This is a genomic window from Paracoccus albicereus, assembly GCF_024359525.1.
Taxonomy (GTDB): Bacteria; Pseudomonadota; Alphaproteobacteria; order Rhodobacterales; family Rhodobacteraceae; genus Paracoccus; species Paracoccus albicereus.
On sequence record NZ_JAKZEU010000001.1, the window covers coordinates 134,400 to 151,740 of the forward strand.

The following is a 17,341-nucleotide window of genomic DNA, read 5'->3' on the forward strand; positions in this document are numbered from 1 at the left end:
AGTCTATCTTCTGCGCGCGATCCGCTTCAGATCACGGATACGATTGCAAGGATCTTTGCCATGGCCGACAACGACGACGAGATCATCCTGTCCGAACTCAGCGACGACGAGCTTGTCCAGCAGATGATGGACGATCTTTACGACGGCCTGAAGGAAGAGATCGAAGAAGGCGTCAACATCCTGCTGGAACGGGGTTGGGCGCCCTACGACGTGCTGACCAAGGCGCTGGTCGCCGGCATGACGATCGTCGGCCACGATTTCCGCGACGGTATCCTGTTCGTGCCCGAGGTACTTCTTGCCGCGAATGCGATGAAGGGCGGCATGGCGATTCTGAAGCCGCTTCTGGCAGAGACCGGCGCGCCGCGGATGGGCAAGATGGTGATCGGCACCGTGAAGGGCGACATCCACGATATCGGCAAGAACCTGGTGTCGATGATGATGGAGGGTGCGGGATTTGAGGTCGTCGATCTTGGCATCAACAACGCGGTCGAGAAATATCTGGAAGCGGCAGCGCGCGAAGAAGCCGACATCATCGGCATGTCGGCACTGCTGACCACGACAATGCCCTACATGAAGGTCGTGATCGACACGATGAAGGAACAGGGCATCCGCGACGATTATATCGTCCTGGTCGGCGGGGCGCCGTTGAACGAGGAATTCGGCCGCGCCATCGGCGCCGACGCCTATTGCCGCGACGCCGCCGTGACGGTCGAGACGGCCAAGGATTTCATCAAGCGCAAGCACAATCAGCTGGCCGCAGGCGGCTGATCGCCCGGGACGCTCGCGGCCTAATGCGCGATTACGCGGCAGGATCCTGCCGCGTGATGGATCCCCGGATCACTTCTGATGCTTTCTCATCAACTGACCCTTTCAATCCGGTCGGCCGGGTCTCATATTGAGATGAGCAAGATGAGTGAGGACATCATGCCGCTGCCGCATTTCCTGCTGATGATAGCCGCCGTGATCATGGCGGCCGCCCTGACGATCTGGGCGACGCTGTCGGCGGGCGTCCCGCTTGTGGCTCTTGCCCTGATCGCGTTGACCGGGGCGGCCGTGCTGCACCTGTCGATGCGCGATCATGAGGGCTGACGCCCCCATTCACCAGACCGATATTCCTGCCCCGCTCCGCACGCTGCTGCTGGCATGTGGTGCCTTGGCTAAAGAAATCATCGCAATCCGTGACGCCAACAACTGGCATCACATGGACCTGCATTGCCTGCCTGCTGAACTGCATCTGCGTCCCGAAAAGATCCCCGACGCGGTTGCGGCGGCGGTCGCGAAGCATGGCTATGGATATGACCGGATCGTCGTCGTGTATGCAGATTGCGGCACCGGCGGGCTGCTGAAGGCGCGATGCGAAGAGCTGGGGGTCGAGATGATTCCCGGCCCCCACTGCTATGCCTTCTTCGACGGAATCGACGCCCATGCCGCTCGGGCCGAGGATGAGTTCACCGCCTTCTTCCTGACCGATTTTCTGGTTCGCCAGTTCGACGCTTTCGTGTGGCGCGCGATGGGCCTCGATCGGCACCCCGAACTGCGCGACATCTATTTCGCGCATTACGACCGGTTGATCTATCTGGCCCAGACCGAAGACCCGGCGCTGGACGCCAAGGCGGAAGAGGCTGCGGCAAGGCTGGGACTGGCCTATCAACGACGCAAGACCGGCTACGGCGACTTGCCGGGCTACCTTGCGGGGCGTCTCAGCTTTCCAGTTCGGCGTCCCAGTAAAGGAAATCCATCCAGCTTTCGTGCAGGTGGTTCGGCGGAAAGCGCCGGCCGACGGCGTGCATCTCGTCTGCCGACGGCTGACGGGGACGCCTGCGCAAGGACATCCCGGAATGGCGCAACGACTTGTTCGCCTTGCGAAGATTGCAAGGTGAGCAGGCCGCGACGACATTATCCCAACTGGTGACACCGCCCCGAGAGCGCGGGACCACGTGATCGAAGGTCAATTCCCCCTTCGATCCGCAATACTGGCAGCAGAATTCGTCACGCAAAAAAAGATTGAAGCGCGTGAAGGCCACGCGCTTCTTGGGTTTGACGTAATCTTTCAGCACCACCACGGACGGTATCCGGAACGCCTGCCGCTGACTTCGAACGACGTCATCATATTCCGCAAGAATCGAGACGCGATCCAGGAACACCGCCTTGATGGCCTCCTGCCACGGCCAAAGCGAAAGGGGGTAATAGGACAGCGGTCGATAATCGGCGTTCAGGACCAAGGCCGGATGCTGACGCAACGCGCCGGGCTCGCGCACGAACTGAGTTCGGAAGTCCGTGTCGTGATGGTCCAGCATCGCCCGTATCCCGTCCGTCGAGGCCGGGTCGACAGGGCGACCCGTCTATTCGTTCAAGCCGACTATATATCGCGTCCGGTGGCTGGCAAGTCCCCGGATGTATGCCCAGCCTTCTATCGCCAGAAGGTGACAACGCCGTGACGCGAAACCATGTTGCCCGATGGGTTGAATTCCACAGTCCGGATGCGAGGGTGAGCGGTCATCACCGCAAAGGGTCCAAGTCATGAGCAGACCTCCCCCGATACTCGGCACACTCGAATCCGCGCTATATGCAGACGACCTTGAGGAAGCGATACGGTTCTGGACCGACACGATCGGTCTGGAATGCTTCCAGCGGGTCGATGGGCGCCACGCCTTCTTCAGAACTGCCAGTACACCGCCACAGGTTCTGCTGGTTTTCCGGGCTTCCGCCACCGAAAGTCCGCCGAAGGCTGGTGCAAGATTTCCTGTGCCATCCCACGGGGCAAATGGGCCCGGTCATTACTGTCTAGCGGTTTCGCCCGATCTCTTGGACGCTTGGCGCGACCATCTGATCATATCCAATGTCGAGATAGAGGCCGATTTCGAGTGGCCTAACGGAGCACGATCAATCTATTTTCGCGATCCGGCCGGAAATTCGATCGAACTCGCCGATCCGACCATCTGGACGGAAACTTAGCGGCGGACCTTCGCGACGGATGGTTCGCGGTTCCGTGCGGACAGGCTCAGCACGGCGACGGTCATCAGTGACAGGGCAAGCAGGACAGTCATGGCAGTGATCCTCTGGTCAGGTTCAGCGACCCAACGCAATCACGGCGCGGCGGTTGCAGCAGGGCCCAGCCCGCAAGCAAAGATCAGCCCAGCCGGTCGCGAATGAAGGCCAGCGCGACAGACAATCCGTCAGGGGCGATGCCGTGGCCCGTGCCCTTCATGACATGGGTGTAGACGGTGAAGTCCGCCTGAACCAAGGCATCCGCTGCCAGCCCCATGTCGGCGAAGGGGACCATCTGGTCCTGATCGCCGTGGACAAGCAGCACCGGCGGTTTGACCGCGACCTCTCCCAGCAACTCGGGCGCCAGAAGCCGCCCCGAGATACCGACGATCCCAGCCACCGGCTTGTCCCTGCGCGGCACGACGTGAAGCGCCATCATCGTGCCCTGCGAAAAGCCGACGACCACCATCCGGTCGGGCGTCAATCCTTCGTCCGCCAGAACCTTGTCCAGATAGGCGTCAAGATCCTCGATCGACCGGTCCATCGAAGACTTGCGCTGCTCCTCGCTCGACCCGTCCAGCCAGGGGATGGGAAACCACTGAAACCCCATAGGATTGTTGGCACAGGGTTCAGGCGCATCGGGCGCGTAGAACGCTGTGCCCGCCAGATGCGGCCCCAGCACGTCGGCGAGGCCTAGCAGATCCGCGCCATCCGCCCCGTAGCCGTGCAGGAAGACGACGACGCTTTGCGCTTCGCGCGGGCCTTTGCGGGCGGATGTCAACTCGCGGACCATGGGGGCTCCTTCACGCTGCATTCAGACCCTGTCGGCCCTTCTCAAGCCGGTAATAGGCCCAGAGCCCCCGCGCCGCAACCGACCGCCACGGCGCCCAAGGCTGCGCCAGCAGGCGCAGGCTTGCCTCCTTCGGGCGCTCATCAAGACGGTACATCAGCCGCGCGGCCTCCTGCAGCGCCAGATCGCCGGCAGCGAAGACATCGGCGCGGCCGAGCGCGAATTTCAGATAGATTTCCGCGGTCCAGACACCAATGCCGGGCAGCGCGACCAGCGCGGCCATCGCCTTGTCATCGGAAAGATCGCGCAGCGCCGACCAATCGATTCCGCGCGCGGCAATGGCCCGCAGGTAGCGTGCCTTGGGCCGAGACAGACCTGCGGCGCGCAAGTCATCCGGTTGCGGCCGCCGCGATGCTGCGCTCGTCCGTGAGCCCGGCGGATTGCAGACGTTCCATGATCGCGGCCGCCGCCGCGACCGAAATCTGTTGTGATACGATCGCATCGAGAATGGCGGCGAACCCGTCTGCGCGCCGTCGCAGGGGCAGCGGGCCGATGCGGGGCAGCGCCTCGGCCCAGACTGGACAGACCGACGCCAGATGCGCGCAGCCTTCGGCCAGATCCGCCTCTGTCTCGATCAGCCTCATTGGGCGAAACGCCCGGCCCTCCCGCCACGCCGGACAGGCGCGCGCGCCGCGGCGGCAAGCCCTTCGGACAGGACGGTGACCATCGGATGGTCACGCCGCCCGCCCGCCCCGTCAGGCGCGTAAAGGTCCAGCACCGCCCGCATCGCCTCTGCCGGGGCGACGCCGTCGGGCAGCGACAGCGCCCAGTCCAGAAAGATCGTCCGACATTCCCCAAGCGTGATCCCGTCGATGCGAAAGCTTTCGCGGATCAACCCCTTCGGATCGGCGCGCGCCGCGTCGAGCGCATCGTCAGCCATCGACGCGTTCCGCATCCAGCTTCAACCGCGTCTCCCATGCCTGCGAGATATGCGCACGGACTGCACGGTCCGCGCCGTCGCCGTCGCCTGCGCGGATCGCATCGACGATCGCCTGATGCTCGTCCAGCGCGGTTTCGTCCCGCCCTTCCGCGGCCAGCGTGGTCCGCGCCATCAGCGCCATGCTGCGCCGCACCAGATCAAGCTGCTGGACCAGGTAGCGGTTGTGCGAGGCAAGGTGCAGCTGGTGGTGAAAACGCCGATTTGTCCGCGCCAGTGCCTCGGGGTCGCGACCGCTGTCTCGATCTTCGGCGATCATCCCCTCCAGCACGCGGACTTCCTCGGGCGTCGCGTGGCGGGCGGCCAGCCGCGCCGCCAGCGCCTCCAGTTCCGCACGCACCGTGTAAAGCTCTGCCAGCTGGTTGTGGTCGAGCGTGGCGACGATCAGGCTGCGCCCGTCGCGCACCAGCATCGCCTGCGTTTCCAGCCGCTGCAGCGCCTCACGGACCGGGGTGCGCGATACCCCGAACCGCTCGGCCAGCTCGGATTCGACCAGCCGGTCCCCCGGTCGGTATTCGCCGGCATCGATGGCCGACAGGATCAATGTATAGGCGTCCTTCATGGCGGCCACATTCCGCCCTGCCCCCCGCGATTGCAAGCGGCCATCCCGCGCGCTATCCCGTCAATCATGGATTTCGCGCATGTCGAGTGCTGGATCTTCGATCTGGACAACACGCTCTATCACCCCGACGCCCGGCTGTTCTCGCAGATCGAGCGCCTGATGACCGCCTATGTGATGCGCGAACTGGGCGTGAGCGAGGCCGAGGCGAGCCATCTGCGCGACCAGTACTGGCGCGACCACGGGACGACGCTGGCCGGCCTGATGGCGCATCACGCGCTGGACCCGGCGCCCTATCTGGCCGACGTTCACGACATCGACTTCACCGAATTGATGCCCGACCCGCCCCTGGCCGCAGCCATCGCCGCGCTGCCGGGGCGCAAGATCATCCACACCAATGCCGACAAGGACTATGCCGCGCGGGTTCTGACCCATCGCGGGCTTGATGCGGCCGATCTGTTCGAGGCGATCTACGGCGTGGCCGAAACCGGCTTTCACCCCAAGCCCGATCCGCGCGCCTATGACATCGTACTCGACGCCCACGGGATCGACCCGACCCGTGCCGCCTTTTTCGAAGACGATCCCCGCAACCTGACCGTGCCGCATGACCTGGGCATGGTGACGGTGCTGGTGGGTGACGGCCGGCATGGCCCGGACGTGCTGCCGCCAGGGCACAGGTACGGACCACACGTCCAGCACCGGACCGACGACCTGACCGCGTTCTTGCTGGCCCTGGCAGTGACACGCGAGGAAACTCGGGAATGAGCGATGCGGTCGATGTCCTCGTTTCGGGTGCCGGCCCGGCGGGATTGATCGCCGCCGCCGCTTTCGGATCGCGCGGCTGGCATGTGCTTTGCGTCGATCCGGCGCCGCCCGTCACCGATGTCGCGAACGAAGGCGCGGATCTGCGCACGACGGCGTTTCTGGCGCCGTCGGTCGATCTGCTGGACCGGATCGGCCTGTGGGACCGCCTGTCACCGCACGCCACCCCGCTGCAGGTGATGCGGATCGTCGATGCGGGCGGAACCACAGCCACGCCGCGCCTAACCCGTGACTTCGATGCCGCCGAGATCGGTGACCGACCGTTTGGCTGGAACCTGCCCAACTGGCTGATCCGGCGTGAACTCGTCGCCCATCTGCAAGACCTCGGGACTGTCGAGTTGCGGCCCGGCACTGCGACCGCCGGCATCGTGGCGCGGGACGACGCGTCGGTGGTGTCGCTCAGCGACGGCGACAGGGTCCGCGCACGGCTGATCATCGGGGCGGACGGTCGCACTTCCCCCGTTCGGCAAGCGTCGGGGATCGGGGTCCGCACCTTCCGCTATGGCCAGAAGGCGCTCGCCTTCGCGGTCAGCCATGAGACGCCCCACGGCAACGTCTCGACCGAGGTGCACCGCAGCGGCGGCCCGTTCACGCTGGTGCCGCTGCCCGACCGCGACGGGTTGCCCCGTTCGGCAGTCGTCTGGATGGACCGGGGCCCCGAGATCGCGCGGCTGCGAACCTTGCCGACCGAGGATTTCGTGACCGCGCTGAACGAGCGTTCTGCGGGCGTACTGGGCCATCTGACCCCGATCACACGGCTGTCCGAATGGCCGATCATCAGCCAGATCGCCGACCGCTTCAGCGGCCCCCGCACCGCGCTGATCGCCGAGGCCGCGCATGTCCTGCCGCCGATCGGCGCACAAGGGCTGAACATGAGCCTGGCCGATCTGGGCGCATTGCTGGACATGTCGGCAAACGAACCGGGCGGCCGCGACGGCCTCATCCGCTACAACCGGACCCGGCGGCCCGAGGCGATGGCGCGGCTTCTGGGCATCGACGCGCTGAACCGTGCCAGCATGGCCGGTGCCCAGCCCCTGCGTGATCTGCGCGCCGCCGCCTTGGGGACGCTGTACGGCGTCGCGCCGGTCCGCCGCCTGCTGATGCGGACGGGCCTGGGCCTCTGATCAGCCGCCCAACGGGCCGGGCCGACGTTCTTCCGACAGCATCACGTTCGCCTCGACCTGCCCCACACCCGGCAGGGTCATGATCCGCCGCCGCAGGATCCGCTCGAAATCCGAAATGTCGCGCGCGGTGATCCGCAGGCGATAGTCGAACTGGCCCAGAACATGCTGGACCAGTTGCACCTCTGGGATGGCGGTCACGGCCCGCTCGAAATCCTCGAGGCTGGTCCGACCCTTCGCGGCCAGCTTGATCCCCAGGAACACGGTCACCCCAAAGCCTAACGCCGCGTTGTCCACGACCACCCGCCGGCCCGCGATCACGCCCTGCTCGGTCAGCCGCTTGATCCGCCGCCAGACCGCCGGTTGACCCATCCCAAGCCTTCGCCCGATCTCGGCTGCGCCCAGCGTCGCGTCGCCCGCGAGCAGCCGCAGGATCGCAAGGTCGGTGTCGTCGGCAGCAGCGCTCACAGCGGCAACTCCGCTGCATCCTTGATGGTCGACACCAGCATCAGCGCGTCGCTGTCGGCGACATGCGGCAGGGTCAGGATACTGTCGCGATAGATCTGCTGCCAATGCGCCATGTCGCGCGCGATCACCGACAGCCGCAGATCGACGCTGCCAAGGAAGGTCTGGATCTCGATCACCTCGGGCACAGCGCGTGCGGCGGCGATGAATTCGTCGAAGGCACGTGGTTCGGTCTTGTCCAGAGTGAAGCGCAGGCTCACCTCGACTTCCCACCCAAGGGCGCGCCAATCGATGCGGGTCTCGATCGCGCGCAGCACCCCGGTATTCTTCATCCTGTCCATCCGCCGCCAAAGACTGGCCTGCGTCACGGCTGCCCGCTCTGCCAGCGCGGAGTTGGGTTGCGAAGGATCAGCGAAGAGGTGGCGAAGAATGCGGCGATCTGTCGTGTCGGGCATGATTAATTCGGTCGATAAGGTCAGAGAGCATGATGATCGCACATCTTTAGTCGTATACGGTAAGATTGAACAGTCTCGCCGATCGCAAAAGCCTAGAACGTTCCGGTCGATAAACCCGAAAGGAGCTCCCCCATGCGCGTCTATTACGATCGCGATTGCGATGTGAACCTGATCAAGGACAAGAAGATCGCCATTCTCGGCTATGGCAGCCAAGGCCACGCCCATGCGCTGAACCTGCGCGACTCCGGTGCCAAGAACGTCGTTGTCGCCCTGCGCGACGGCTCGCCCAGCAAAGCCAAGGCCGAAGGCGAAGGCCTTCAGGTGATGGGCATCGCCGAGGCCGCCAAGTGGGCCGACCTGATCATGTTCACCATGCCCGACGAACTGCAGGCCGACACCTATCGCAAGCACGTCCACGACAACCTGCGCGAGGGTGCTGCGATCGCCTTCGCCCACGGCCTGAACGTCCATTTCGGCCTGATCGAGCCGAAGCCCGGCGTCGACGTCATCATGATGGCGCCCAAGGGCCCCGGCCACACGGTTCGCGGCGAATACGTCAAGGGCGGCGGCGTGCCTTGCCTTGTGGCTGTGAACAACGACGCCTCCGGCAAGGCGCTGGATCTGGCGCTCTCCTATTGCTCGGCCATCGGCGGCGGCCGTTCGGGCATCATCGAGACCGATTTCCGCGAGGAATGCGAAACCGACCTCTTCGGCGAACAGGCGGTCCTGTGCGGCGGTCTGGTTGAGCTGATCCGCATGGGGTTCGAGACGCTTGTGGAAGCGGGCTACGAGCCCGAGATGGCGTATTTCGAGTGCCTGCACGAGGTAAAGCTGATCGTGGACCTGATCTACGAAGGCGGCATCGCGAACATGAACTACTCGATCTCGAACACGGCCGAGTACGGCGAATATGTCAGCGGCCCGCGCATCCTGCCCTATGACGAAACCAAGGCGCGGATGAAGGCTGTGCTGCGCGACATTCAGTCGGGCAAGTTCGTACGCGACTTCATGCAGGAAAACTCGGTCGGCCAGCCGTCGTTCAAGGCCACGCGCCGCATCAACGACGAACACCAGATCGAACAGGTCGGCGCGAAGCTGCGCGAAATGATGCCCTGGATCTCCAAAGGCAAGATGGTCGACCGCGCCCGTAACTGAGCGAAGTCACCCATTCGAAGGAAAGCCCGGGCAACGCCCGGGCTTTTTTGTTCAGGGTTGTCCGTCGATCTTGTCCTGCGTCTTCGTCTGGAAGTCGCTGGCGTCATGGCGCTCGCGCAATTGCCGCGACGGATCGCCGGACTTGCTGTTGACCATCTTGCCGCGCTTCACGCCCGGACGCTCGGCGATCTCGGCCTCCCAGCGGACGACGTTCTTGTAGCTCTGCCCATCCAGGAAGGTTGCCGCATCGCCGTAGGCGCCGCCGGTGATCAGGCGACCGTACCACGGCCAGATCGCCATATCGGCGATGGTGTATTCATCGCCCGCGATGAAGCGGCGGTCGGCGAGCGTGCGGTCCAGCAGGTCCAGCTGGCGTTTCACCTCCATCGCGAAGCGGTCGATCGCGTATTCTATCTTCTCAGGCGCGTAATGGTAGAAATGTCCGAAACCGCCGCCCAGATAGGGGCCGGCCCCCATCTGCCAGAACAGCCAGTTCAGCGTCTCGGTCCTTCCATCCGCATCCTGGGGCAGGAAAGCGCCAAATTTCTCGGCGAGATAGAGCAGGATCGAGCCGGATTCGAACACGCGCCGGGGCGGATTGGCGGAATGGTCCATCAGCGCGGGGATCTTCGAGTTCGGATTGACCTCGACGAACCCGCTGCCGAACTGGTCGCCCTCGCCGATATCGATCAGCCAGGCGTCGTATTCGGCATTCTTCCCGGCCTCAAGAAGTTCTTCCAGCAGGATCGTGACCTTCTGCCCGTTGGGCGTGGCCAGCGAGTATAGCTGCAGCGGATGCTTGCCCACCGGCAAGTCCTTGTCATGCGTCGCCCCCGCGATGGGACGATTGGTTTTGGAAAAGGCGCCGCCATTTTCCTTGTCCCATGTCCAGACCTTGGGTGGTGTGTAATCGTTGGCCATGATCGCTCCTGTCGGTTGCTTGACAACCGACATGTGCGCGCGGGCTGGAAAGATCAATGCAGGGCCGGGCCGAACGCGGTGTTCGACCAGGACGACCCGGCGCGGACGGTCAGATCAGGCCGGCATGGGCCATCGCCGCGTCGATCAGGCGTCTCGTCGGCTCGGTCAGCGGCGTCAGCGGCAGGCGGACCCGTTCGTTGCAAAGCCCCAGACGCGACATCGCATATTTGACGCCGACCAGACCCGGCTCGACGAAGATCGCGATGTGCAGGGGCATCAGCTTGTCCTGCAATTCCAGCGCCTTTGCGTAGTCGCCCGCCAGCGTCGCCGCCTGCATCTGCGCGCAGAGCGCGGGCGCCACGTTCGCGGTGACAGAGATGCAGCCGACACCGCCCTGGGCGTTGAAGCCGTGCGCCGTCGCATCCTCACCCGACAGCTGGATGAAGTCCGTTCCGCAGGTGATCCGCTGCTGGCTGACCCGCTCCAGCTTGCCGGTCGCGTCCTTCACGCCGACGATGTTCTTCAGCTTGGCCAACTCGCCCATCGTATCGGGCAGCATGTCGATGACCGAGCGCGGGGGAATGTTGTAGATGATGATCGGCAGGTCCGCGGCATCGTGGAGCGCGGTGAAATGCGCGATCATGCCGGCCTGCGTCGGCTTGTTGTAATAGGGCGTGACGACCAGCGCGCCCTGTGCCCCGGCCTCGGCCGCGAACTGAACGAGGCCGATCGCCTCGCGCGTCGAGTTCGACCCCGCGCCCGCGATCACCGGGATGCGGCCATCGACGGTGCGGATCACAGTCTCGATCACCTGGCGGTGCTCGTCATGGGTCAGCGTCGGCGTCTCACCCGTCGTGCCCACGGGGGCAAGGCCGTTGCTGCCCTGCTCGATATGCCACTCGACCAGCTTCTTCAGCGTCGCCATATCCAGCTCGCCGTCCTCATCGAACGGCGTGACGATGGCAGGGATCGATCCCTTGAACATGACACGCTTCCTTTGGCCCAAAAAATGTGCGCGGACACTACGCCCGCACATCCGCCTTGCCAAGGATGTGAGTTGCGCCCCGCGCCCGGGGGCCGCAGACATAAGTCCGATGGGACTTTTTCGTAACATCCTTGCCGCTGCGACGCTTTCGCTCGTCGCCCTGCCCGCGCGGGCCGAGGATGCGGGCGCGATGGCGCTGGCGCTGGCGGCGGCCGACGCAAGGGACTGGACGACGGCACGGGCTGCGGCGGAACGATCGGGCCCTGTGGCACAGGCGCTGGTCGGCTGGCAGGCATTGCGCGCGGGCTATGGCGATTTCGAGGATTATCTGGCCTTCGTCGAGACGAACGCGGACTGGCCCGGCCTCGCCCTGCTGCGTGAACGCGGCGAGGCGAAGATCGGGCCGTCCACGCCGGTCGATCAGATCCTGCGCTGGCAGGGTGACAGTCCCGCGTCAAACCTGCGCACGTCGCAGGCGATGGCATCAGCCATGTCCGAACAGGATGCGGCGGCTGAACGCGCCCGCTTGTGGCGCAGCGCACCGCTGTCGCCCGTGGAAGAATCTACGTTGCTGGAAGCCTTTGGGGCGGAACTGCAGCCGCTTCACGGCGAACGGATCGCGGCGCTTCTGGATGCCGGCGAGTGGGCAGCGGCGGAACGCAGCCTTGATCTGCTGCCTGAACCGGCACGGGCGCTGCCATTCGCACGGATCGCGCTTCAGGCGGGCCGCACCGGCGTCGATGACCTGATCGAGGCGCTGCCCGACAGCGCCCGCGCCGATCCCGGATTGACGCTCGACCGCTTCCGATGGCGCGTGCGCGCCAAGCTGCACGACGGCGCGCGTGATCTGATGCTGGGCGCCTCGGCCAATGCAGCCACGCTGCGCAATCCCGATGCCTGGGCGCAGATGCGCGTCGATTACTCGCGGCTCGCGATGCGGGGCGGTGACTGGAAGCTGGCAGAGCGGCTGGCCGCCAACCATCACCTGACGCCCGAGAACCGTCATTATCCCGATCTCGAATGGCTCGCAGGATTTGCGGCGCTGCACCAGGACCAGCCCGCGCGCGCGCTGCATCATTTCAACCACCTTGAAACCGTCGTCGGCAGCGCGATCAGTACGTCGCGCGCACTTTACTGGCAGGGTCGCGCCCATGAGGATCTGGGCGATACGGCAGCGGCGCAGGATGCTTACGCCCAAGCCGCCGACCATATCGGCACCTATTACGGGCAGCTTGCCGCGGAAAAGACCGGTGCAACCCTGCCCGCGGCCTATGCCGTGCCCGGCGCTGCGATCGAGACGCTGCCCGATTGGCGGCGCGCTGCCCTGGGCGACAATACGATCTTCCGCGCCGGGCTGTGGTTGCTGGCCACGGGCCGGCGGGACGAGGCGCAGCGCTTCTTTCTGCATCTGGCCGAAACCGCGGCGCCGGACGACACCGCCCGCATGGCGCGGCTGATGCTGGAAGCGGGCGCGCCGTGGCACGCGCTGCGGCTGTCGAAGATGGCCGCGAACCAAGGCGCCATCTATCCCGCCGCTCACTTCCCGCTGACCGGGCTTCAGGACAGCGAACTCGGCGTGCCGGCCGAACTGGTCATGGCAATCGCGCGACAGGAAAGCGAATTCAACTTCGCGGTCAGCAGCCCGGTCGGCGCCAAGGGTCTGATGCAGGTGATGCCGGGCACGGCCGAGATGATGGCGCGCGATATCGGCGAACCCTATCAGCTGGCTCGCCTGACCACCGACCCCGCCTACAACGCCCGCCTTGGCGCGGCTTATCTGAAGGGATTGCGCGACCGCTTCGGCGCCTCGACCGCGCTGACCGCGTCCGGCTACAACGCCGGGCCGGGCCGACCGGCGCGCTGGCTGGGCGATTTCGGCGACCTGCGCAAGAATGTCGATCCGGTCGACTGGGTCGAGCTGATCCCCTTCGACGAGACGCGCAACTACGTCATGCGTGTGACCGAGGCGATGCCGATCTACCGCGCCCGGATCGCGGGACATCCTGTCCCGGTCGTGCCGACTTGGGACCTGACCGGGGGTGGCATCCTGCCCCCGCCGCCGCCGCGCCTGAACCTTGTCCGATCCGCGCATCCCCCGGCGAAACCCTTCATCGGGCCTCGCCTGCCGACCGATTGGGTGCCGCCGGATCTCAGGACCGCGTCCGACCGGCCTCCGCCGCCTGCCGGGCCGCCTGCTGGCGCGCCCGCACCTGCGACCGCCACAGAGTGAACAGCCCCGCACCCACCACGATCGTCGCGCCGATCACCACGTTCATATGCAGCGTTTCGCCGAAGACGACGACGCCCAGCACGCTGACGAAGACCAGCTGCGTGTAAGCAAAGGGTTGCAGGACCGACGCCTCGGCCAGCTCGTAAGCGCGGATCAGCAGGTAATGCGAGGTGATCGAAACCACGCAGAGACAGGCCATCCACAGCCAGTCGACCGGCGCAAGCCATTGCCAGTCCTTCAGCCCGACCAGGGTCATGCCGACCGCACCCGCCATCGCGGTCCAGAAAAAGCTGACCATCGCGCTGTCGTCGCGCGCAACCATCCGCGTCAGCAGCCCGTAGACCGCGAACATGACCGCAGCAGAAAGCGGCAGCAGTGCCTCGACCGACAGCGCACGCGCGCCCGGCTGCAGGATGATCAGGATCCCGACAAAGCCCGCCCCGATGGCGAGCCAGCGCCGCCAGCCGACCTTTTCACCCAGAACCGGGCCGGACAAAGCCGCGACCATCAGCGGATAGACGGTGAAAAGCGCGTGCGTTTCAACCAGACCAAGGCGCACGAACGCCTCGACCATCACCACGACCTCGGCCGCCAGCAGCAGGCCGCGGACGATCTGCATCACCGGCCGGCGAGAGCGCACGGCAGCCCGCAACCCGCCCGGCTTGCGGGCGACCAGCATCGTCACGAAGATCGCAAAGACCCAGAACCGGATCATAACCACCAGCAGCGGGGGATATTCCGCGCCGAGTTGCTTCGAGAATCCGTCCTGGATTGCGAACAGGAGGCTGACCGTGCACATCAGCAGGATCGCGAAGCCGCTGCGATCAGGCTTGTCGCCCGGATTGACCGGCGGAAGCGGGGCGATCAGGGGAAGGGTAAGCGTCGGTTCCGGCATGGCGCGACCTTGGATGGGACATCCGCGCGATGCGCGTTTCGCGCCGCCGGGTCAACCCGGGCGGCGCGCAGACCAGTCAGTCGCAAAATGCAGGTCTCAGGCGACAGCTTCCAGCTCGCGCACCGGATGCAGGCCAAGGGCTGCGCAGACATCGCGGGTCATCTCGGGGCGGTTCAGCGTGTAGAAATGCAGCCGATCCACGCCACCCTGCACCAGATCGTCGCACAATTCGGCGCAGATCGCGGTGGCGAGCAGCCGCTCGCGGTCGCCACCGTCGCGGATGGCGGCGTTGAAAGCGTCCTCTGCCCATTGCGGGATGGCGGTGCCACAGCTTTCGGCAAAGCGCTTTGCGCCAGCCCAGCCCTGGATCGGCAGGATGCCGGGAATGATCGGCGCGTCGATCCCCGCCTTCTGGCACTTGTCGCGGAAGCGGAAGAAGGTCTCGGCGTCGAAGAAGAACTGCGTGATCGCGCTGGTCGCGCCCGCATCGATCTTGCGCTTCAGCCAGGCCACGTCGGCATCGCTGCCGGCGCTGTCCGGGTGCGGCTCGGGATAGGCGCCGACGCGGATGGTCATGTCGCCGCGCGCCGCGATCGCCTCGATCAGTTCGATCGAATTGGCGAAACCGTCTTCGTGCGGTGTGAAGCGGGTCGCCCCTTTCGGCGCATCGCCCCGCAGCGCCACGATCTCGCGGATGCCGGCCTGCGCGTAATCCTCGACGATCTGCATCGTCTCTTCGCGCGTGGCCTCGACGCAGGTCAGGTGGGCCGCGACGTTCATGCCGTAATGGCGGTTGATTGTCGTCACCGCCTCATGCGTCAGCTTCCGCGTGGTGCCGCCCGCGCCGTAGGTCACGGACACGAAGTCCGGGGTCAACGGCGCCAGCGCACGTGCGGTTTCCCACAGCCGGAAGGACGCATCCAGCGTCTTGGGCGGGAAGAATTCGAACGAGATGCGCGGCGAGTCGGTCATGGTCGTGGTCCTCTTGCTTGATGCTCTTGTGCCATGCGCGCCTGCGTGAAACAAATTCATGATTCTCAACAAGGTCATGAACGCGGCTCAACATGCATCTGGAACTGCGCCATCTTCGAACCGTTCGCGCCGTCCATGACCATGGCGGCCTCGCCCGCGCCGCCGACGTCCTGAACATCACTCAATCCGCGTTGTCCCACCAGATCAAGGCACTGGAGGATCAGGCCGGGGTCGAGCTGTTCGTGCGCCGCGCCAAGCCCATGCGCCTGTCGGCCGCCGGCATGCGCCTGCTGCGTCTGGCAGAACAGGTGCTGCCGCTGGTCGCCGCGACCGAGGCAGAGTTCAAGGGCGTCGAGATGGGCCGGATCGGTCGGCTGCACATCGCAATGGAATGCCACGCCTGTTTCGACTGGCTGCTGCCGGTGCTCGACCTGTTCCGGCGCGCCTGGCCGGATGTCGACGTGGACATCCGCCAGCGTCTCGCCTTCGCAGCCCTGCCCGCGCTTGCACGGGAAGAGGTCGATCTGGTGATCTCGTCAGACCCCGAAGACACGCCGGGCGTCAGCTTTCAGCCGCTTTTCGACTACGCGCCGACGATGGTCGTCCCTGCGGGCCATCCCCTGGTGGCCAAGGGCTTTGTCGAGCCCGAAGATCTCATCGACCAGACGCTCATCACCTATCCGATGGATCGCGGTCGTCTGGATGTCTTCTCGCAGTTCCTGACGCCTGCCGGGATCGAGCCCGCCCGCCATCGGCAGATCGAACTGACGCCCGTCACGCTGATGCTGGTCGCGTCGGGACATGGCGTCGCGGTGATGCCCGACTGGGTGCTGCGGCGCGAGACAGGCAATTCCGAATTGGCGATGCTGCCGCTGACCCGGGGCGGCATCCTGCGTCGGCTCTACGCCGCTGTGCGCGACACCGATCTGGACCAGCCCTACATGGCCCATGTCCTGCGCCTGTCTCGGACAGAACCGTTGCGTATGCTGCGCGGCGGGTGACGCCGCGCGCGCCTTGGCTTTCCGGCCTTTGGGCCCTATGACGCGCGCAAGCTTCAGGAGCACGTCATGGCCAGCGCCAACCTCAACATCATGATCAAGGCCGCGCGCAAGGCGGGGCGCTCGCTCGTCAAGGATTTCCGCGAGGTCGAGAACCTGCAGGTCAGCGCCAAGGGCGCGGGCGACTTCGTCAGCCGCGCCGACCGCGAGGCCGAGCGGATCATCAAGGAAGACCTGCGCACCGCGCGGCCGAACTACGGCTGGCTGGGCGAGGAAACGGGTGAGGAAGCGGGTGAGGACCCGACCCGGCGCTGGATCGTCGATCCGCTGGACGGCACCACCAACTTCCTGCACGGCCTGCCGCATTGGGCGGTCAGCATCGCGCTGGAGCACAAGGGCGAGATCGTCGCCGCCGTGGTCTTCGACGCTGCCAAGGACGAACTCTTCACCGCCGAAAAGGGCGCCGGCGCCTACATGAACGACCAGCGTCTGCGGGTCTCGGGGCGCGGAAAGATGATCGAATCGATCTTCGCCACAGGTGTTCCCTTCGCCGGACGGCCTACCCTGCCCGCGACGCTGAAGGACCTTGCCCGGCTGATGCCGCTGACCGCCGGTGTACGCCGCTGGGGCGCGGCGGCGCTTGACCTCGCCTATGTCGCAGCCGGCCGCTACGACGGCTATTGGGAACGCGGGATCAGCACCTGGGACATCGCCGCGGGCGTGCTTCTGGTGCGAGAGGCGGGCGGTTTCGTCGAACCGCTGCGCGGCGATGGCCCGGCGCAGGATTCCCCTGCCATCATCGCGGCCAACGCCACGATCTGGGACAATTTCGCGAAGGTGATCCGGGAAGCCTAGCGTCTCGCGGCGCTGCGACCGCGTCGATCGCAGCGAATCAGCGGTCGGCGCTCGCCGGCCCGCATATTTTCAGGGTGAAACCCTCCGGGTAGAACGCCCTTACGCAGTGTGGTCGGTCAACGCGCCACGTCTG

The 17,341-nt window shown here is 65.5% G+C and carries 19 protein-coding genes and 2 pseudogenes; 10 read left to right on the forward strand and 11 right to left on the reverse strand.

What is annotated here, in order from left to right:
* Positions 1-60 precede the first annotated feature (60 nt).
* The 3 genes and pseudogenes from MLD63_RS00685 to MLD63_RS00695 all read left to right on the forward strand — a co-directional run.
* On the forward strand, positions 61-768 hold the full coding sequence (locus MLD63_RS00685) for a cobalamin B12-binding domain-containing protein (RefSeq protein WP_255327914.1): 708 nt from the start codon (positions 61-63) through the stop codon (positions 766-768).
* A gap of 141 nt (positions 769-909) precedes the next feature.
* Positions 910-1,089 carry a hypothetical protein gene (locus tag MLD63_RS00690; RefSeq protein ID WP_255327915.1) on the forward strand — a complete coding sequence of 60 codons (180 nt, stop codon included), beginning with the start codon at positions 910-912 and terminating at the stop codon, positions 1,087-1,089.
* Positions 1,079-1,696, forward strand: a pseudogene (locus MLD63_RS00695) (DUF1638 domain-containing protein); the annotation flags it as partial. The gene MLD63_RS00690 and the pseudogene MLD63_RS00695, both read left to right, overlap by 11 nt.
* 4 nt (positions 1,697-1,700) lie before the next feature.
* On the opposite strand, the gene MLD63_RS00700 reads toward MLD63_RS00695, so the two are convergent.
* Positions 1,701-2,297: an HNH endonuclease gene (locus MLD63_RS00700; protein WP_255327916.1), complete on the reverse strand. Its 597-nt coding sequence runs from the start codon at positions 2,295-2,297 to the stop codon at positions 1,701-1,703.
* Between the two features lie 223 nt (positions 2,298-2,520).
* On the opposite strand from MLD63_RS00700, the gene MLD63_RS00705 reads away from it, so the two are divergent.
* Positions 2,521-2,955: a VOC family protein gene (locus MLD63_RS00705; protein ID WP_255327918.1), complete on the forward strand. Its 435-nt coding sequence runs from the start codon at positions 2,521-2,523 to the stop codon at positions 2,953-2,955.
* A 175-nt stretch (positions 2,956-3,130) separates the two neighbouring features.
* Here MLD63_RS00705 and MLD63_RS00710 read toward each other — a convergent pair whose 3' ends face one another.
* The 4 genes and pseudogenes from MLD63_RS00710 to MLD63_RS00725 form a co-directional block, all read right to left on the reverse strand.
* The gene (locus MLD63_RS00710; protein WP_255327919.1) at positions 3,131-3,781 is read right to left on the reverse strand and encodes an alpha/beta hydrolase; all 651 of its coding nucleotides are present in this window, start codon (positions 3,779-3,781) and stop codon (positions 3,131-3,133) included.
* 10 nt (positions 3,782-3,791) lie between these two features.
* A pseudogene (locus MLD63_RS00715) lies at positions 3,792-4,422 on the reverse strand (DNA-3-methyladenine glycosylase family protein).
* Positions 4,419-4,718 (reverse strand): hypothetical protein, encoded by a 300-nt coding sequence (locus MLD63_RS00720; RefSeq protein WP_255327920.1) that lies wholly within the window; start codon positions 4,716-4,718, stop codon positions 4,419-4,421. Before MLD63_RS00720 ends, MLD63_RS00715 begins: the two are co-directional and overlap by 4 nt.
* Entirely contained in the window at positions 4,711-5,337 is a 627-nt protein-coding gene (locus tag MLD63_RS00725; protein ID WP_255327921.1) for a GntR family transcriptional regulator, read from the reverse strand. Before MLD63_RS00725 ends, MLD63_RS00720 begins: the two co-directional genes overlap by 8 nt.
* Before the next feature lie 66 nt (positions 5,338-5,403).
* Here MLD63_RS00725 and MLD63_RS00730 point away from each other — a divergent pair, with 66 nt between their 5' ends.
* Entirely contained in the window at positions 5,404-6,099 is a 696-nt protein-coding gene (locus MLD63_RS00730) for a pyrimidine 5'-nucleotidase (protein WP_255327922.1), read from the forward strand.
* Positions 6,096-7,280: a UbiH/UbiF family hydroxylase gene (locus tag MLD63_RS00735; protein ID WP_255327923.1), complete on the forward strand. Its 1,185-nt coding sequence runs from the start codon at positions 6,096-6,098 to the stop codon at positions 7,278-7,280. The genes MLD63_RS00730 and MLD63_RS00735 overlap by 4 nt, the downstream gene beginning before the upstream one ends.
* On the opposite strand, the gene MLD63_RS00740 is transcribed toward MLD63_RS00735, so the two are convergent.
* Together MLD63_RS00740 and MLD63_RS00745 are read right to left on the reverse strand one after the other, a co-directional pair.
* Entirely contained in the window at positions 7,281-7,745 is a 465-nt protein-coding gene (locus MLD63_RS00740) for an Lrp/AsnC family transcriptional regulator (protein ID WP_255327924.1), read from the reverse strand.
* Positions 7,742-8,197: an Lrp/AsnC family transcriptional regulator gene (locus MLD63_RS00745; protein WP_255327925.1), complete on the reverse strand. Its 456-nt coding sequence runs from the start codon at positions 8,195-8,197 to the stop codon at positions 7,742-7,744. The genes MLD63_RS00740 and MLD63_RS00745 overlap by 4 nt, the downstream gene beginning before the upstream one ends.
* Before the next feature lie 132 nt (positions 8,198-8,329).
* Here MLD63_RS00745 and ilvC point away from each other — a divergent pair, with 132 nt between their 5' ends.
* Entirely contained in the window at positions 8,330-9,352 is a 1,023-nt protein-coding gene (gene ilvC, locus MLD63_RS00750) for a ketol-acid reductoisomerase (protein ID WP_255327926.1), read from the forward strand.
* 51 nt (positions 9,353-9,403) lie between these two features.
* Here ilvC and yghU read toward each other — a convergent pair whose 3' ends face one another.
* Entirely contained in the window at positions 9,404-10,273 is an 870-nt protein-coding gene (gene yghU / locus MLD63_RS00755) for a glutathione-dependent disulfide-bond oxidoreductase (RefSeq protein ID WP_255327927.1), read from the reverse strand.
* A 109-nt stretch (positions 10,274-10,382) separates the two neighbouring features.
* Entirely contained in the window at positions 10,383-11,258 is an 876-nt protein-coding gene (gene dapA / locus MLD63_RS00760) for a 4-hydroxy-tetrahydrodipicolinate synthase (RefSeq protein ID WP_255327928.1), read from the reverse strand.
* A gap of 109 nt (positions 11,259-11,367) precedes the next feature.
* Between dapA and MLD63_RS00765 the strand changes: the two genes are divergently transcribed.
* Positions 11,368-13,488 carry a lytic transglycosylase domain-containing protein gene (locus MLD63_RS00765; protein ID WP_255327929.1) on the forward strand — a complete coding sequence of 707 codons (2,121 nt, stop codon included), beginning with the start codon at positions 11,368-11,370 and terminating at the stop codon, positions 13,486-13,488.
* Here MLD63_RS00765 and MLD63_RS00770 read toward each other — a convergent pair.
* Together MLD63_RS00770 and metF are read right to left on the reverse strand one after the other, a co-directional pair.
* Positions 13,409-14,383 carry a DMT family transporter gene (locus MLD63_RS00770; RefSeq protein WP_255327930.1) on the reverse strand — a complete coding sequence of 325 codons (975 nt, stop codon included), beginning with the start codon at positions 14,381-14,383 and terminating at the stop codon, positions 13,409-13,411. The two genes, MLD63_RS00765 and MLD63_RS00770, sit on opposite strands and share 80 nt — an antisense overlap.
* Positions 14,384-14,479: 96 nt before the next feature.
* Positions 14,480-15,355, reverse strand: coding sequence for a methylenetetrahydrofolate reductase [NAD(P)H] (gene metF / locus MLD63_RS00775; RefSeq protein WP_255327931.1), 876 nt, complete (start codon positions 15,353-15,355; stop codon positions 14,480-14,482).
* 92 nt (positions 15,356-15,447) lie between these two features.
* On the opposite strand from metF, the gene MLD63_RS00780 reads away from it, so the two are divergent.
* Positions 15,448-16,356 carry a LysR family transcriptional regulator gene (locus MLD63_RS00780; RefSeq protein WP_255327932.1) on the forward strand — a complete coding sequence of 303 codons (909 nt, stop codon included), beginning with the start codon at positions 15,448-15,450 and terminating at the stop codon, positions 16,354-16,356.
* A 66-nt stretch (positions 16,357-16,422) separates the two neighbouring features.
* Positions 16,423-17,208 carry an inositol monophosphatase family protein gene (locus tag MLD63_RS00785; RefSeq protein WP_255327933.1) on the forward strand — a complete coding sequence of 262 codons (786 nt, stop codon included), beginning with the start codon at positions 16,423-16,425 and terminating at the stop codon, positions 17,206-17,208.
* Positions 17,209-17,341: the final 133 nt, after the last annotated feature.

Bases quoted from the DNA above. Each gene is read 5' to 3' on its own strand.
- MLD63_RS00685 (WP_255327914.1), top strand. From the start codon at position 61: ATGGCCGACAACGACGACGAGATCATCCTGTCCGAACTCAGCGACGAC.
- MLD63_RS00690 (WP_255327915.1), top strand. From the start codon at position 910: ATGAGTGAGGACATCATGCCGCTGCCGCATTTCCTGCTGATGATAGCC.
- MLD63_RS00700 (WP_255327916.1), bottom strand. From the start codon at position 2,297: ATGCTGGACCATCACGACACGGACTTCCGAACTCAGTTCGTGCGCGAG.
- MLD63_RS00705 (WP_255327918.1), top strand. From the start codon at position 2,521: ATGAGCAGACCTCCCCCGATACTCGGCACACTCGAATCCGCGCTATAT.
- MLD63_RS00710 (WP_255327919.1), bottom strand. From the start codon at position 3,781: ATGGTCCGCGAGTTGACATCCGCCCGCAAAGGCCCGCGCGAAGCGCAA.
- MLD63_RS00720 (WP_255327920.1), bottom strand. From the start codon at position 4,718: ATGGCTGACGATGCGCTCGACGCGGCGCGCGCCGATCCGAAGGGGTTG.
- MLD63_RS00725 (WP_255327921.1), bottom strand. From the start codon at position 5,337: ATGAAGGACGCCTATACATTGATCCTGTCGGCCATCGATGCCGGCGAA.
- MLD63_RS00730 (WP_255327922.1), top strand. From the start codon at position 5,404: ATGGATTTCGCGCATGTCGAGTGCTGGATCTTCGATCTGGACAACACG.
- MLD63_RS00735 (WP_255327923.1), top strand. From the start codon at position 6,096: ATGAGCGATGCGGTCGATGTCCTCGTTTCGGGTGCCGGCCCGGCGGGA.
- MLD63_RS00745 (WP_255327925.1), bottom strand. From the start codon at position 8,197: ATGCCCGACACGACAGATCGCCGCATTCTTCGCCACCTCTTCGCTGAT.
- ilvC (WP_255327926.1), top strand. From the start codon at position 8,330: ATGCGCGTCTATTACGATCGCGATTGCGATGTGAACCTGATCAAGGAC.
- yghU (WP_255327927.1), bottom strand. From the start codon at position 10,273: ATGGCCAACGATTACACACCACCCAAGGTCTGGACATGGGACAAGGAA.
- dapA (WP_255327928.1), bottom strand. From the start codon at position 11,258: ATGTTCAAGGGATCGATCCCTGCCATCGTCACGCCGTTCGATGAGGAC.
- MLD63_RS00765 (WP_255327929.1), top strand. From the start codon at position 11,368: ATGGGACTTTTTCGTAACATCCTTGCCGCTGCGACGCTTTCGCTCGTC.
- MLD63_RS00770 (WP_255327930.1), bottom strand. From the start codon at position 14,383: ATGCCGGAACCGACGCTTACCCTTCCCCTGATCGCCCCGCTTCCGCCG.
- metF (WP_255327931.1), bottom strand. From the start codon at position 15,355: ATGACCGACTCGCCGCGCATCTCGTTCGAATTCTTCCCGCCCAAGACG.
- MLD63_RS00780 (WP_255327932.1), top strand. From the start codon at position 15,448: ATGCATCTGGAACTGCGCCATCTTCGAACCGTTCGCGCCGTCCATGAC.
- MLD63_RS00785 (WP_255327933.1), top strand. From the start codon at position 16,423: ATGGCCAGCGCCAACCTCAACATCATGATCAAGGCCGCGCGCAAGGCG.